This is a genomic window from Ureibacillus endophyticus, assembly GCF_024159215.1.
Lineage (GTDB): Bacteria > Bacillota > Bacilli > Bacillales_A > Planococcaceae > Ureibacillus > Ureibacillus endophyticus.
Map to the genome: position 1 here is coordinate 3,214,884 of NZ_JAMYWW010000001.1, position 14,449 is coordinate 3,229,332.

Consider the following 14,449-nt stretch of genomic DNA (forward strand, 5'->3'; position numbering starts at 1 on the left):
ATATACTAAAATCAACTAGTTGCCCGATTGATTAAATATTCCCAACTTTCTTTCATTTGTTCAAAGTCAACATTAGTCGATTCCTTCGCATAGATTGTTTGCTCGTATGCTTTTGTCAATTTCCCCATATGGTTCGTTTCAAAATAACGATCGATTTCTGCTGCAAATGCTTGTAACGTTTGTCCTTCTTGGCGTTTGAAACCTTTCATCTCTAATATTTTGAGCAATTGTAAGTACATTAATTCAAAAGATGACTCATTTAAATGTTTTTTTCCATTCAATTTTACATACACTTTTGGCATCCAACTCTTTCTTTTTACGTAAAGGAACAATAGAGCCCCAACAAGTACGATAAAACTAATGAAAAACACCCATTTATATTCTTTGATGGTTTTCCACAACGCATTATTACCAGCTGATTTTTTTTGTGGTCCATCTTTTTTATCCTCAACTACTTCATCTGGTTCGGTTTCTTCTTCATTTACTGTTAATTCATCCCGTTCTGTTTCAGGAACTTCAATATTATAATCAATCGCTCTTGAATTACTAAATCCAATCGTTGGTTCAAAATTAACCCAACCAACATTCGGAATAAACGCTTCTACCCAGGAGTGAGCATCATTGTTTGTCACTTCATAGGTTTTCATATTACCGTTTGTATCAATTACTTCTCCTCCTGCAAATCCTTTTACCCATCTTGCGGGAATCCCTACTGATCGAAGCATAACGACCATTGAAGTTGAGAAGTTATCGCAATATCCAATCTTTGTCTCAAATAAAAATTGGTCTACATAATCTTGATCTTCAGACGGTACCGCTACATCGTCTGTATCATAGCGGAAATTGTTTAACTTAAAATACATTTCGATTGCTCGAGCTTGGTCATAAACACTTTCTTCCCCTTCAACAACGGATGCCGCCAGTTCTTTCACTCGTTCTGGTAGTGTTTCAGGTAATTGTAAATAACGTTTCGCTAATTCTGGATCTAAATTTTCAAGTGAAGAATCATTTAAATCACTGTAGAGATAAACAGGTTTACTATAGTCAACAGTATAGTAATTTAACGGCGTTGGTTTCTTATAAGCAAGTGGTGTAATTTTTTCAGAATTATCATCCACTAGAAATTGAATTCCTTCATTTGACTCTGTTACACCCACTGATTTTAAACCATAAGGCTGAACTACAAATTCATGGGGAAAAAGCATCAAGATTGTTGCTTGTTTCGTCCCTTCCTCAGGTCCAATTGGTAATGAATGATTAATATTCATATATGGATCATAAACAGTTGATGCCCCAGCATAATAAGCGGATTTCTCCCAACCTTTTGAAGTATAGACATCTCTTGTTTCTACTCGCCAATATTGCTTTGTTTCAGATTGAGCAGTAAAAACAACTGCATCATCCGCTACAAAAGGTCCACCTAAATTGCTATCGTCATCTCCGTAACCAACTTTCGATACACCTTTTACCCCTTCATCATTTCCACCTTTTCCAGCTGCTGCTTTTAGAAATGGAACTGGATCTGGCCATTGAGGTTCTGCTTTTGGAAGAAATATTGCAGCTATTCCTGAAAGCCCGATAAGAAGTATAACTGGTATGATGAGTTTCAAATAGTGTGACAAATCCACCTTTATATCCGATTGAACAATTAATCGTTTCAAAAATAGAAATGCGATAGTTACTAACCCTAGCAAGATAATTTTGATTATGGCATATGTTCCGTTGTACTCTGTAAATGTATCCAAAGTACCTACAAATAGTACTGTAAGAACAAGGAAATAAAAAATAGACATCCGTACGGTAATCCAATGGTGAATTAAATAAATTAACATCCATATAAGAATTAAAAATAATAATGTTCTAAACGGATCTGTCACATCTACCCAATTCGCTTGGAGTAGCAAGGTTATATTCGCATTAAATTCAGCCATTAAAAAGTGGATTCCCTCACCAGATAAAATCGAATATCCACTATACACATAAACAATGAACCAGCCAATATAAATTAGTTTAAGAGCCATCGAAATAACAAAATGAATCCGGAAAAGACTTAAAAGTAGAGATAGCGCAATGAAAAGTAAAATAAGATTCATATGCCCTGTCCCCGTTAATTCCATGATAGGAATAAGCCATTCCCTTAAAATGATAAAAACAATACCATAATAAATTGCTATTTCAACTAGATTAAAGTCGTTTTTTTTCACGGCTTCATCACCTCCGTGAAGGCTTGTTCGAATTTTCCTTTTGATAGTGGGATTACCTTAACATTGGAAATGCTTCTATTGTGCTTTTCTTTATTTGTTACTTCAAAGCAAACAACCCCGCGAGTAAAGTTAGAACTTTTTGCGAAAAATTGTTTTAATTGTTCCGTAATTTCACCTGTAACAATAATTAATGCAGCAGAGTTAATGAATCCTACTTTATTCGCCAATACCGCTTCAACGGATTTGTTAGGAGTAGGTTGAGTTGTTGCTAAATGCTGCATCACTTTTTCCAACTGGTTGTGGTTTTTTATTCTTGGAAAATAGTAATCCTTTTTGCCCGTAGACAAAAATGAAATATCACCATGATTTTTAACAACACTTGTAACGATTGAGGCAGCTAAATCTACTACATCGTCAAAGTTTTTCTCCGATGATTGATCCAACACAAGCATCAGTTCTTGCGTTTGTCGATCTTCAAATTCTTTCGTACGAAGCGTTTCACTTTTAGCAAAGGACTTCCAATGAATCCAAGAAAACTTATCTCCCGCTTGATAATCCCTTACCCCATTCACTAACGTTGAGTCTTTTACCATTGAAAAGGGAGCATTCATATTGCCATACTCAAACTGAAATTGGAATGGTTTATATTTGATCTCAGATATTTTCGGATATACGAGGATAGTTTTATTTTCTTCAATAAATTTATTCCGTATTGTCCATCCAAAAAAATCAGTTATTGTAACGTGTAAGCCATTAAAGTGGATAGCACCGCGCTCAACATTTTGAAGTTCGTATGTCCATTCAAATTTTCTTTTCCAACCAGCGATAAAAATTTGACTTGGTCCAGTAGTTGAACCTAACTCTTTGACCGTTAAAAAAACAAACGGAAACCAAGATTTATTTTGAAAACTGATTGTCACGGAAGCAGAATCACCGCGATGAAGTTTAGAAGGTTTGATTTCACGCTGCACTTCCCCTATATGTATTCGTGCAAAGGAAAGTAATAAAGAATATAGTAAAAATGGGCTTATCGAGTAAAAAAGAAACCAGCTGACAAAGCCACCTTGGAACATCGCATAGCTAAATGTAACTGCAATTAAAAAAAGTAAGACGATGAATCGACCACCACCGCCTAAAATACGTTTTACCTTCTTCATTGTTCGGCATACCTTTTGATGGGAATAACAGATTTTGAAATGATTCGTTCTAATATGTCTTCTGTTGTTTTCCCTTCATATCGTGCTTCTGGTCTTAAAATAATGCGATGTCCGAAAACAAAAGGCGCTAAATACTGAACATCATCTGGTTTTACATAATCTCGATCTTGCATTTTCGCATAGGCTTGAGAAGCTTTCATCAAGGCAATCGATGCACGAGGACTTACTCCTAAATAGATTTCGGAAACGTTTCTCGTTGCTCTTGCTAATTGAACGATATAACTTTTCACTGAATCTTCCACGTATACTTCTTTTACTTCATCTTGTAATTTTAACAATTCATCCAGTGTGATAACTGGTGTTAAATCAAAAATTGGCTGCGTTTTCTCAGCCCGACGTAACACTTCAATTTCTTCTTGTGCGTTTGGATAACCCATTTTAATTTTTAATAAAAACCTATCCAGTTGTGCTTCCGGTAACGGATATGTACCTTCATACTCAATAGGGTTTTGTGTAGCCATAACAAAGAAAGGTTTCCCAATATCTAACGTTTCTCCATCAATTGTCACCGACGCTTCTTCCATACTTTCTAACAAAGCAGATTGCGTTTTGGGAGAGGTACGATTTATTTCGTCAGCTAAAATGATATTCCCCATAATCGGCCCAGGTCGAAATTCAAATTGCAGTGTTTTTGGATTATATATCGATACACCAATTACGTCAGAAGGTAATAAATCGGGAGTAAATTGAATTCTCTTAAACTCCGCACCTACAGATTTTGCAAGGGCTTTGACCATCATCGTTTTGCCGACACCTGGTACATCCTCTAATAATACGTGCCCTCCTGCAAGAAGTGCCACAACACTCAACTCAGCGACTTCCCGTTTACCTATCATGACTTTTTCTATATTTTCAATGATTGTTTCAATCTGTTTATGCATTAAAAAACCTCCTAGACGAGCAACAAAAGTCAGAATATACACACAAAAATACAATTCAAGCATAAACGAAAAATGAAGCTGAATACAACTAATAGCAACCTTGCTACGTTAAAAAATTGTATTGTTTTGGAAATATTGGGTTACGACCGATTTTGTGGATTTTTGTTTCCTTCAGGGTGGATGAAGACGGATATCTCTCAGATTAAGTGATATTTTCGTTTTCATCGTGCTTATGAAGACGATTTTCTCTTAATTTCACTGTCATTTTCGTTTTCATCATGCTTATGAATACCGTTTTCCGCCGATTTCACTGTCATTTTCGTTTTCATCACGCTTATGAATACCGTTTTCCACCAATTTCACTGTCATTTTCGTTTTCATCACGCTTATGAATACCGTTTTCCACCGATTTCACTGTCATTTTCGTTTTCATCATGCTTATGAATACCGTTTTCCACCGATTTCACTGTCATTTTCGTTTTCATCACGCTTATCATTTTTGTTTTCATCATGCTTAAGAAGATCCTTTCTCCCCAATCTCGCAAAATTACGAAAACCATCCATTATTACGCAATAAAAATAGGGCTGTCCAGTAAGTGGAAAATTTACTGAACAGCCTACTTCTCTTATAGTAAATATTTAAGCTTAAGCTTTGCTCCTGCGTTGGTCCTACCATCCTTGCGCAGAAGAAATGTTCCTGCGGTAGTAGAAATAAATTTCCACTATCCTCGTCACAAATGGAGTGTCTCAAAACAAGTTTTCAGACACTCTATTTTCTAACCTCATCCTTTTTCGACGACTAATGATTATGAACTCCCCAATCAAAATCATGTAAATCATCATACGTTAATAACTCGCCAATCTCTTGCTCTTCTACCCATTTTTCTGCTGATTTTTTAGAGTCAAATGCAATTACACCATAATTCATTGGAGTTGAATTTGTTTCTGCGTATACATATGTAGCTTTTTCAGCATTTACCCATTTCTTTTTTGATACATCCATTACAAAAGCAGCACTCACTTCAGATGAATCGATGTCCATCATATATTCCATTAAGCAGCCAATATCATCAAACACCTCTTGATCCCCATTATCTTTTACGAGTTGAGCAGCATATTTTACATCTGTTAATCCCATATTGCACGCCTTACATACATCATTTGAACTAATTTCCCGTGGTTTATCTGATGAACAAGCTGAAAGAATCAATAATAAACCAACAACAATCATCCATCTCCACTTCATCCATGTACGCCCCTTTATCATATTAAACACTCCTATGAAACCCCATCAATTGTTGTTTCACATCATAACGATAATATATATATTTTTAAAGGAATCAATATATACCGAATCTCAAATGAAAAAAACACCTCAATTCATTTGAGGTGTTCCTAGATTTTTCAATTATATAGAAGTTCGGTAAATGCTTATTCTCGCTTTTCTTTTATAGGCAGCATTGATTTTTATTGCCCGTTCTAATAGACTATTCCGCATAGTTGCTGTTGTATCAGCATCTAGATGCAGTCCCCTTACAAAAAATTTGTTTTGCGTTCTTTTTAATTTTCTTTTTTTATCGAGACTTGTAGATTGTCTATTGTTCGCTTGTTCTTGCTGTTGACCCCTTTGTTGACGCCCTCGACTCTCATTTTCTTGCATCGTTCGATAAAATAACTCGTTGGAATGTAAATATTGTCTTGAGTTTTTAAAGATACTACTAGGGACAGATTGGACACGAGTTGTTCTCATAAGCACTTACCCCCCTTTTATATAACTATATACCTACCTTTAACTAATACATCGGTATATTCGTTTTACTTCTTAAGCCTACAAAACTAAATTATTTACAATTTTTATTAAATATTTTGATTCTAAAAGAAAAAGTGTAGAAAAAAGGAATAAATCCTCTTTCTACACTATATGCAACATCATTTCCAAAAATCATCAAAAATTGTAATTGGTAAGTTTCTTTTATGTTGTGATCTTAAATAATGACCTTCAATAATAGTTTTTGCTTCCTCTGGGATTTCCTTACCCTCTAAATAGTCGTCAATCAACTCATAGGAAACACCTAAAGCAGTTTCATCAGGCAGCGCAGGTCGTTCCTCTTCTAAATCGGCAGTAGGTGTTTTTAAATATAAATGCTCTGGACAACCTAAATAAGCTAAAATTTGTTTTCCTTGACGCTTATTTAATCGGAATATTGGAGTTAAATCTACCCCGCCATCTCCATACTTAGTGTAAAAACCAGTAATCGCTTCAGCTGCATGATCCGTACCTACCACAACCGCATTTTTCATAGCTGCAATGGAATATTGTACTTTCATTCTCTCGCGGGCTTTTTCATTTCCTTTTGCAAAGTCACTTAGTTCAATTCCAGCATCCAAAAGCGATTGAACACTTGCATCTACTGCTGGTTTAATATTGATTTCAAACACTTTTGTTGGTTGTATAAATGTAAGCGCGTCTTGGCAGTCTTGTTCATCTGCTTGAAAACCATATGGAAGACGAATGGCAAAAGTGGAATATTTCGCTTCTCCTACTTCTTCATTCAACTCATCTACCGCAATTTGAACAAGCTTTCCTGTTAAGGTTGAGTCTTGTCCACCACTAATCGCAATGACAAAGCCTTTTAAAAATGAATGCTTTTTTGCATATTCCTTCAAGAAGTCAACGGATTTTCGAACTTCTTCTTCCGGGTTAATCTTTGGCAAAACTTTCAATTCGTCAATAATTCGTTGTTGTAGAGTACCCATACAATCACTCCTCACCGAACTCGATATTGTGCACCATGTTCCTTACTTCTTCAATATTACGCATTTTGTTATCCCAACATTTTTGACTTAAATCTACTGGGTATTCTTCAGGGTTTAGTGAACGTTTATATTCTTCCCATAAAAGTTCCAGATTGTCAGTTGCATACTGTTTCATTTCCAGTACAGATGGGCTTTCATATACAATTTGACCTTTATCTATTACTTTTTGATGCAATTCTTTTGCTTCAAAATTAGTAACAAACTTTGAGATAAATGTGTGAACTGGATGGAACATTTTAAGGCGCTTTTCCTCTTGCGGATTTTCATCAGCCATCACGATATAATCGCCTTCTGCTTTCCCATTCTCGCGATTAATAATGCGATATACTTTCTTCAATCCAGGAGTTGAAACCTTCTCAGCATTCCCTGTAATTTTAATCGTATCTTCCATTTCTCCATGTTCATTTTCAATCGATACTAATTTATATACAGCACCTAATGCAGGTTGATCATAGGCAGTAATTAATTTTGTCCCAATTCCCCATGAATCCACCTTTGCACCTTGGGCAATTAAGTTAAGTATTGTATATTCATCTAAATCGTTTGATACGATAATTTTTGCATTTGGGAATCCAGCTTCATCTAGCATTCTTCTTGCTTCTTTTGATAAAAACGCTATATCTCCACTATCTAAACGAATGCCGATAAAATTAATTTTGTCTCCTAATTCTTTTGCCACTCGGATGGCATTAGGAACGCCGGATTTTAATGTGTTATAAGTATCTACTAAAAATACACAGTCTTTATGACGTTTTGCATAAGAATGAAAAGCTTCATATTCATCTTTATAAGCTTGTACTAAAGAGTGTGCATGTGTTCCGGATACAGGAATATCGAAAATCTTACCTGCACGTACATTAGAAGTTGAATCAAATCCTCCAATAACCGCTGCACGTGCTCCCCAAATTGCCGCATCCATCTCTTGCGCTCGACGTGCTCCAAACTCTGCTAAACCATCATTTTTAGTAATTTGCTTTATTCTACTTGCTTTCGTAGCAATTAACGTTTGATAATTGACAATATTTAATAAGGCCGTTTCAATTAATTGAGCTTCTACAAGTGGTGCCTCCACTCTTAGAATAGGTTCATTTGCAAAAACCAGTTCTCCTTCAACCATTGAATAGACTGAGCCAGTAAATTTTAAATTTCGTAAATACTCAATAAAGTCCTCTTTATATCCTAGATTTTCAGTTAAATAAGTAATATCCGATTGTGAAAAACTGAAATCACGTAAATATTCTAAAATTCGCTCTAACCCTACAAATATGGCATATCCATTTCCAAATGGAAGCTTTCTAAAATATAATTCAAAAACGGCTTTTCGTTCATGAATACCGTCAGCCCAATAGCTTTCTGCCATATTTATTTGGTATAAATCAGTGTGTAGAGTCAAGCTATCATCAGCATAATTCGATTTCATTTTTGCCCCTTCTTCCAGTTTCATAATTAGTCATAGTATACACTATTTACTAAATTCAGGTATTGTTTAAACACTTTAAATATTGTGTATAGTTCCATTATTAGTTGATTTATAATTACAAAATTTAACTGATAAGGTAGTCTTATGTATAGTTTTCTGTCTACACGGTAAAAATAACATTACACTAGTCTTCTCCCCCTTTTAAGACTAGAAGTAAGTTGTTGCTAACTCTTGTTCCATTTCATGAGTTAGCTTTTTTTATGATGTCTCCATTCTAATAAATTTATAGATTTAATCGAAATCGTTATAATAAAGATATACTTTAGTTTAGGAGAATTTCATGATACCAGCTATAAAATTTGAAAATGTATGTTATGAAAAAGATGAGCTGTCAATTTTAAATAATATTAATGGAGTATTTAATAAAGGGAAAATTACTACTCTTGTCGGGCCTTCAGGAGCTGGGAAAACAACATTACTTAAATTATGTAATGGTCTCTATTCAGCTACTTCAGGTGAAATCTATATTCAAGACAATTCAATTCATTCATATGAACCGACTACACTTCGTAGGAAAGTTGGAATTGTTTTACAAAGTGCACCTATCATAAGAGGCACAGTCTACAAAAATTTAGCATTACCTTTCACATTACAAAATAAAAAGCTTCCAGAGAATGAAGCCATAAAGTTTTTAAATGATGTTGGTCTCGATGAATCTTTTTTACATAGACAAGCAGAGGATTTGTCTGGTGGTCAGCGTCAAAAGGTTTCCATTGCGCGCACTTTAATCAATCAACCGGAAGTTTTATTATTAGATGAAATTACCTCTGCACTCGATCCTACTTCTGTAAATGAAATTGAACAACTTATATTAAAAATTAATCAAAAATATGATGTAACAATCATTTGGATTACCCACAATATTGAACAAGCGAAACGAGTTGGAGATTATACATGGGTTATGATGGAGGGGCAATTAATAGAAAGTGGAGAGACAAATATTTTATGGACGAACACAAATAAACTGATTCAAAATTTTGTCTCCGGAGTAACAGAAGCATGAGTTATACAACATTATCTTTAACCCTAATTTTTGTCCTTATCCCATTAGTCTTATCAAAATCGCTTAAATTAGATCTTGAAAAAGATACGATTATAGCAACGGTCCGATCCATTATTCAATTATTAATCGTTGGGTATATATTAAAAATTGTATTTGAAACCGAAAGCATTATTTATATTTTGTTAATGATTACATTAATGATTGTTGCAGCAACGTTAAATGCTAGAAAAAAAGGGAAAGCTATCAAAGGAATCACATGGAAGATTGCACTTACGCTAATCGTAGTAGAAGTTGTGACACAAGGAATTTTAATTGGTCTTCATATAATACCAGCTACAGCTCAGTACATTATTCCTATTAGTGGCATGCTTATTGGGAATTCTATGGTGTTATCGATATTATTTTTAAATCGATTTACTGCAGAAGTTGAAAGTAGCCGCGATCAAATCGAGCTAGTTCTCTCTCTTGGAGGTACACCGAAACAAGCAATTCATACTCAATTAACAAATGCCATTAAAGCGAGTATGATTCCAACCATTGAGAGTCAAAAAACAATTGGACTTGTTCAACTACCTGGTATGATGAGTGGTCAAATAATAGGAGGTGCCGATCCCGTCCAAGCAGTCCAATTCCAAATCCTAATCATTTTTGGATTATTAACAACTGCTGCTCTTTCAAGTATAATCGTTGGATTTTTGAGTTATCCTACATTATTTAATGAACGTATGCAAATAATTAAAAATGTATAATAGAGAAAAAATCGTAATATTTAAAGTATTTGCAATTCACTTCTAGCAATTTTCCGTATGTTATAATAAGTTTAACTTAAAAAAAGAAATGAGGTACCTATTATGCCAATATTAAGAGATTTCTTCTATAACTTATCCGAAAATCAACTTTTAAACAGCGCAGCTCAGAAGTATGGTCTTAGACTTGGTGCCCAAAGTGTAGTAGCTGGTACAAATATTCCTGAAGTAATTCAAAGTATTAAAGAATTAAACGCACAAGGAATCTCTTGTACTGTAGACAATCTTGGAGAATTCGTTTACGAAAAATCTGAAGCGATTAAAGCGAAAGATCAAATTCTTGAAGTAATTGAAGCAATTCATGAAAATGACGTGGATGCTCATATTTCCCTTAAACCTTCTCAACTAGGTTTAGATATTGATTATGATTTCTGCTATGACAACTTAGAAGAAATTGTTGCATTAGCAGCTCGATATAATATGCACATTAATATTGATATGGAGAACTATGCACGTCTTCAACCGTCATTTGATTTATTAGATCAACTTTCATTAAAATACGATAATGTTGGTACAGTAATTCAAGCATATTTCTTCAATGCAAAAGAAAATATTGAAAAATATAAAAACTACCGTTTACGTATCGTAAAAGGTGCTTATAAAGAACCAGCAGATGTAGCTTACCAAGATAAGCACGATATCGACTTAAACTTTATCGATCTAATTGAGTATCACTTACTACATGGTAAATTTACATCAATTGCAACACATGACCATAACATCATTAATCATGTAAAACAATTTGTAAAAGACCATAACATTCCAAATGATAAATTTGAGTTCCAAATGCTTTATGGATTCCGTAAAGAAATGCAACTTGAACTTGCAAAAGAAGGCTACAACTTCTGTACGTACGTTCCATTTGGTAGCGACTGGTACGGTTACTTCATGCGTCGCTTAGCAGAACGTCCACAAAACTTAAACCTTGTGACAAAACAAGTGTTTACTAAGAAAACAAATACAGTACTAGGCGTTGCTGCAGCAGCATTTATTTTAGGACGATTAACTAAAAAGAAATAAATAAAAATGGATGGCTCCTCGCCATCCATTTTATTTATTCCAACCCTTTTCCTTAAACCGAGAAATCGCTTCGATTCGATTGCCTACGCCTAATTTATCTAAAATAGTAGAGATATAATTTCGCACTGTACCTGCAGATAAAAATAACTCTGCTGCAATTTCTTTCGTTGTTTTTCCTTCAGCAACAAGTTCTAACACTTGGCTTTCTCGTTCTGTTAATGGATTTTCGCTATCATCTTCATAAACGAAATCTACTAATTCCGGTGCATAAATACGTCGTCCATCCATTATAACCCGAATAGAATTAACAAGTTCTTCAATTGGGCTATCCTTTAATAGATAACCGCGCACCCCCGCTTTTCGTGCACGTTCAAAATATCCTGGTCTTGCAAAAGTTGTTAAGATAATCACTTTACAATCAGTTTCTTCATGTAATTCTTCAGCTGCATCTAAGCCCGTTTTTACAGGCATTTCAATATCCATTATACATATATCAGGCTGATGTTCTTTGACTAATTGAACTGCTTCTTCACCGTTTTTTGCAAGTCCTACCACTTCCATATCTTCTTCCATATTAAGAAGTGATTTCATTGCACCAAGTAACATGCCTTGGTCTTCAGCAATGACAATTCGTATCATTTCACTCATTTCCTTTCTGGTGTGTAATGGCTAGCGGTACACTAATATGAAGCTTCGAACCTTTCTTACTTTCAATTTTAAGTGAGCCGTTAATAAATTCCAAACGTTCCTGCATCCCTTTTAATCCATTTCCTGTAATATTTAGTTTATCATTAAATCCTTTGCCGTCATCTATAATGCAAATCGAAATTTCGTTGTAGGTTCTTTTAATTGTAATAATGCATTTTTTAGCTCCACTATGCTTTACAACATTCGTGATGGCTTCTTTTAAGCACATACTTAGAACATTTTCAATTAATACGGGGATGTTTAAATTTGATGCATCTCCATTTACTTCAAGGTCAATTTGTGCAGCTTTTAATATTTGTTCCACTCTAATAATTTCTTCCTGCAATTTGACAGCACGCATATCCGCAACAAGTTCACGAACTTCTTTTAATGCTATGCTCGCCGTTTGACGAATATCTTTAATTTCTTGTAACGCTTGTTCAGGATTTTTTGTCACCAAGCGACTTGCTAAATCACTTTTTAATCCAATCATCGATAGCTTTTGGCCTAATGTATCATGAAGGTCTCTCGCGATTCGTTGGCGTTCTTCATGAATAATCAGTTCCTCAATGCGCTCCTTAGCATTTTCAAGTTCGCCTTCTAAATTTTCTCTTTTATTTCGGCTGTATAAAGTAAATGGAAGTAGTACAACTCCAATTACCGTAATGATAATAAAAGGCGTTTGCGATAGAAACAAATGTAAATCAATAAAATAACCGGCAACAATCGATACAACAGTAAATCCAATATGCAATCCATACATGATAAAGAATCCAACAGTATTTCGAATATTGCCAATAAAGAATGCGGTAAATAATGACAAATAAATATAGCCAAACATTAAGGTCATGGCAATATTTAATACCATTTCGAAACTAACCCACATATAGACAAGGCCATTTTGGGATTTAAAAGAAAAGCGATGAGATAAGAAATACAGTAATATCAAGACTATTCCGATTGTAATTTGAACAAAGGAAAATGATCGAATGATAAAGTAAAAGGGCATGATACAAAAAATAATCCAAACATAAATACTAACCCACGGATTTTTCGGTAAAATTGTATACCAACTTTGCATGGTTTTCCTCGCTGAATTCATAAATTTTCTAATATATTATAACAAACATCTCAAGCTATAGAAAAACCATCTCTTATTTAGAGATGGCTTTCATGTTTTTCGCTTTCGCTCTTATTGATTTTTCTCTAATTTTAACTAATGCATCTACTTCTTTAAACGAAACAAACTTTTTACGATCTGGATCATATAGTTTATATCGAATTGACTCTACACTTGTTTTTAATGTAATTGTCGTAGCTCTTTGTAGCGGTTCAATTGATTCATGTGCTTCTTCTAATTTATAGTTTGGTACTCTTGGTGCTAAATGATGGACATGGTGGAAACCAATGTTACCAGTAATCCATTGTAAAATCTTTGGCAATTTATAATAAGAACTACCTTCGACTGCCGCTTTTACATAATCCCATTCAGTATCATATTCGAAATATGAATCTTCATAAGTATGCTGAATGTAGAATAACCAGATTCCAAGAGCTCCTGCGATAAATAATGTGATGCCATGAACTAATAAAAATGTTTGCCAACCGAATATTAAAATTAATGTCACACAAATCACTAGTAAAGCGATATTTGTGAAATAAGTGTTTAAACGTTCTTTTTGTTTAGCATCTTTACGATTAAATCGATTTAATACTAATACCATATATAAAGGACCTAATCCAAACATAACGAGTGGGTTACGATATAATCGATAACCAAAACGAGCAAGCTTAGATTTTTCTAAGTACTCATCCACTGTTAACATATCGATATCGCCAATTCCGCGTTTGTCTAAGTTAGAACTTGTTGCATGATGTATTGTGTGTTCACGTTTCCATTTTTGGTATGGGAAAGAAGTTAATATACCTGTAATGTTTCCTACAATGTCATTGGCTTTTTTACTTTTGAAAAATGAACCGTGTGTGCAGTCATGGAAAATAATAAACGTACGTACGACAAAGCCGGAAGCCAGTACACTACACGCTACTGTAAGCCAAGGTGAAAATTGTAATAAATAATATCCTGCTGCCCAAATAACAAGTAACGGTACGATGGTGTTGAAAATTTGAAAAATACTCGTTTTTAATTCAGATTTTGCAAACGGTGCCACGTCTTTGCGCAACTTCTTCGTTTTTTCTGCATCTGTCATTGTCAAAGTAATAACCTTCTTTCTTAACTATCTAAACTAATCATAAAGAAAAGGCAATGTGACATGTAGAAGCAAACATCACATTAATTTCATTACAAATGTCATATGACAAACTGGAAATTCT

At 34.4% G+C, this 14,449-nt stretch carries 14 protein-coding genes; 3 read left to right on the forward strand and 11 right to left on the reverse strand.

Features of this window, described 5'->3' with window-relative positions; all coding sequences use genetic code 11:
* Positions 1–11: 11 nt before the first annotated feature.
* The 8 genes from NKR20_RS15910 to NKR20_RS15940 form a co-directional block, all read right to left on the reverse strand.
* Positions 12–2,204, reverse strand: a complete 2,193-nt coding sequence (locus NKR20_RS15910) for a transglutaminase TgpA family protein (RefSeq protein WP_253427534.1) — start codon at positions 2,202–2,204, stop codon at positions 12–14.
* Positions 2,201–3,361, reverse strand: coding sequence for a DUF58 domain-containing protein (locus NKR20_RS15915; protein WP_253427536.1), 1,161 nt, complete (start codon positions 3,359–3,361; stop codon positions 2,201–2,203). The genes NKR20_RS15910 and NKR20_RS15915 overlap by 4 nt, the downstream gene beginning before the upstream one ends.
* Complete coding sequence (locus NKR20_RS15920; protein WP_253427538.1) at positions 3,358–4,302, reverse strand: AAA family ATPase; 945 nt, start codon at positions 4,300–4,302, stop codon at positions 3,358–3,360. Before NKR20_RS15920 ends, NKR20_RS15915 begins: the two co-directional genes overlap by 4 nt.
* A gap of 386 nt (positions 4,303–4,688) precedes the next feature.
* A complete protein-coding gene (locus NKR20_RS19475) occupies positions 4,689–4,814 on the reverse strand; it encodes a hypothetical protein (protein WP_301285948.1) in 126 nt (41 codons plus the stop codon).
* A 287-nt stretch (positions 4,815–5,101) separates the two neighbouring features.
* Positions 5,102–5,569: a nitrous oxide reductase accessory protein NosL gene (locus NKR20_RS15925; RefSeq protein WP_253427540.1), complete on the reverse strand. Its 468-nt coding sequence runs from the start codon at positions 5,567–5,569 to the stop codon at positions 5,102–5,104.
* Between the two features lie 141 nt (positions 5,570–5,710).
* A complete protein-coding gene (locus NKR20_RS15930; protein ID WP_253427542.1) occupies positions 5,711–6,052 on the reverse strand; it encodes a hypothetical protein in 342 nt (113 codons plus the stop codon).
* A gap of 179 nt (positions 6,053–6,231) precedes the next feature.
* Positions 6,232–7,059 carry an ammonia-dependent NAD(+) synthetase gene (nadE, locus tag NKR20_RS15935; protein WP_253427550.1) on the reverse strand — a complete coding sequence of 276 codons (828 nt, stop codon included), beginning with the start codon at positions 7,057–7,059 and terminating at the stop codon, positions 6,232–6,234.
* Between the two features lie 4 nt (positions 7,060–7,063).
* On the reverse strand, positions 7,064–8,539 hold the full coding sequence (locus NKR20_RS15940; protein ID WP_253428166.1) for a nicotinate phosphoribosyltransferase: 1,476 nt from the start codon (positions 8,537–8,539) through the stop codon (positions 7,064–7,066).
* Positions 8,540–8,879: 340 nt separating this feature from the next.
* Here NKR20_RS15940 and NKR20_RS15945 point away from each other — a divergent pair, with 340 nt between their 5' ends.
* The 3 genes from NKR20_RS15945 (at position 8,880) to NKR20_RS15955 (ending at position 11,428) form a co-directional block, all read left to right on the forward strand.
* The gene (locus tag NKR20_RS15945) at positions 8,880–9,602 is read left to right on the forward strand and encodes an ABC transporter ATP-binding protein (protein ID WP_253427552.1); all 723 of its coding nucleotides are present in this window, start codon (positions 8,880–8,882) and stop codon (positions 9,600–9,602) included.
* Positions 9,599–10,351 (forward strand): ABC transporter permease, encoded by a 753-nt coding sequence (locus NKR20_RS15950; RefSeq protein ID WP_253427554.1) that lies wholly within the window; start codon positions 9,599–9,601, stop codon positions 10,349–10,351. Before NKR20_RS15945 ends, NKR20_RS15950 begins: the two co-directional genes overlap by 4 nt.
* Positions 10,352–10,453: 102 nt before the next feature.
* Positions 10,454–11,428, forward strand: a complete 975-nt coding sequence (locus NKR20_RS15955; RefSeq protein ID WP_121215163.1) for a proline dehydrogenase family protein — start codon at positions 10,454–10,456, stop codon at positions 11,426–11,428.
* A gap of 30 nt (positions 11,429–11,458) precedes the next feature.
* Here NKR20_RS15955 and NKR20_RS15960 read toward each other — a convergent pair whose 3' ends face one another.
* The 3 genes from NKR20_RS15960 to desA all read right to left on the reverse strand — a co-directional run bounded on the left by NKR20_RS15960 (position 11,459) and on the right by desA (position 14,325).
* Entirely contained in the window at positions 11,459–12,067 is a 609-nt protein-coding gene (locus NKR20_RS15960) for a response regulator transcription factor (RefSeq protein WP_121215165.1), read from the reverse strand.
* A gap of 1 nt (position 12,068) precedes the next feature.
* Complete coding sequence (locus NKR20_RS15965) at positions 12,069–13,196, reverse strand: sensor histidine kinase (RefSeq protein ID WP_253427556.1); 1,128 nt, start codon at positions 13,194–13,196, stop codon at positions 12,069–12,071.
* 73 nt (positions 13,197–13,269) lie between these two features.
* Positions 13,270–14,325, reverse strand: coding sequence for a Delta(5) desaturase DesA (gene desA / locus NKR20_RS15970; RefSeq protein ID WP_211330921.1), 1,056 nt, complete (start codon positions 14,323–14,325; stop codon positions 13,270–13,272).
* Between the last annotated feature and the right edge of the window lie 124 nt (positions 14,326–14,449).

Bases quoted from the DNA above. Each gene is read 5' to 3' on its own strand.
- NKR20_RS15965 (WP_253427556.1), bottom strand. From the start codon at position 13,196: ATGCAAAGTTGGTATACAATTTTACCGAAAAATCCGTGGGTTAGTATT.
- NKR20_RS15940 (WP_253428166.1), bottom strand. From the start codon at position 8,539: ATGAAATCGAATTATGCTGATGATAGCTTGACTCTACACACTGATTTA.
- NKR20_RS15925 (WP_253427540.1), bottom strand. From the start codon at position 5,569: ATGATAAAGGGGCGTACATGGATGAAGTGGAGATGGATGATTGTTGTT.
- NKR20_RS15945 (WP_253427552.1), top strand. From the start codon at position 8,880: ATGATACCAGCTATAAAATTTGAAAATGTATGTTATGAAAAAGATGAG.
- NKR20_RS15955 (WP_121215163.1), top strand. From the start codon at position 10,454: ATGCCAATATTAAGAGATTTCTTCTATAACTTATCCGAAAATCAACTT.
- NKR20_RS15920 (WP_253427538.1), bottom strand. From the start codon at position 4,302: ATGCATAAACAGATTGAAACAATCATTGAAAATATAGAAAAAGTCATG.
- NKR20_RS15930 (WP_253427542.1), bottom strand. From the start codon at position 6,052: ATGAGAACAACTCGTGTCCAATCTGTCCCTAGTAGTATCTTTAAAAAC.
- NKR20_RS19475 (WP_301285948.1), bottom strand. From the start codon at position 4,814: ATGATGAAAACAAAAATGATAAGCGTGATGAAAACGAAAATGACAGTG.
- NKR20_RS15915 (WP_253427536.1), bottom strand. From the start codon at position 3,361: ATGAAGAAGGTAAAACGTATTTTAGGCGGTGGTGGTCGATTCATCGTC.
- desA (WP_211330921.1), bottom strand. From the start codon at position 14,325: ATGACAGATGCAGAAAAAACGAAGAAGTTGCGCAAAGACGTGGCACCG.
- NKR20_RS15950 (WP_253427554.1), top strand. From the start codon at position 9,599: ATGAGTTATACAACATTATCTTTAACCCTAATTTTTGTCCTTATCCCA.
- nadE (WP_253427550.1), bottom strand. From the start codon at position 7,059: ATGGGTACTCTACAACAACGAATTATTGACGAATTGAAAGTTTTGCCA.
- NKR20_RS15960 (WP_121215165.1), bottom strand. From the start codon at position 12,067: ATGATACGAATTGTCATTGCTGAAGACCAAGGCATGTTACTTGGTGCA.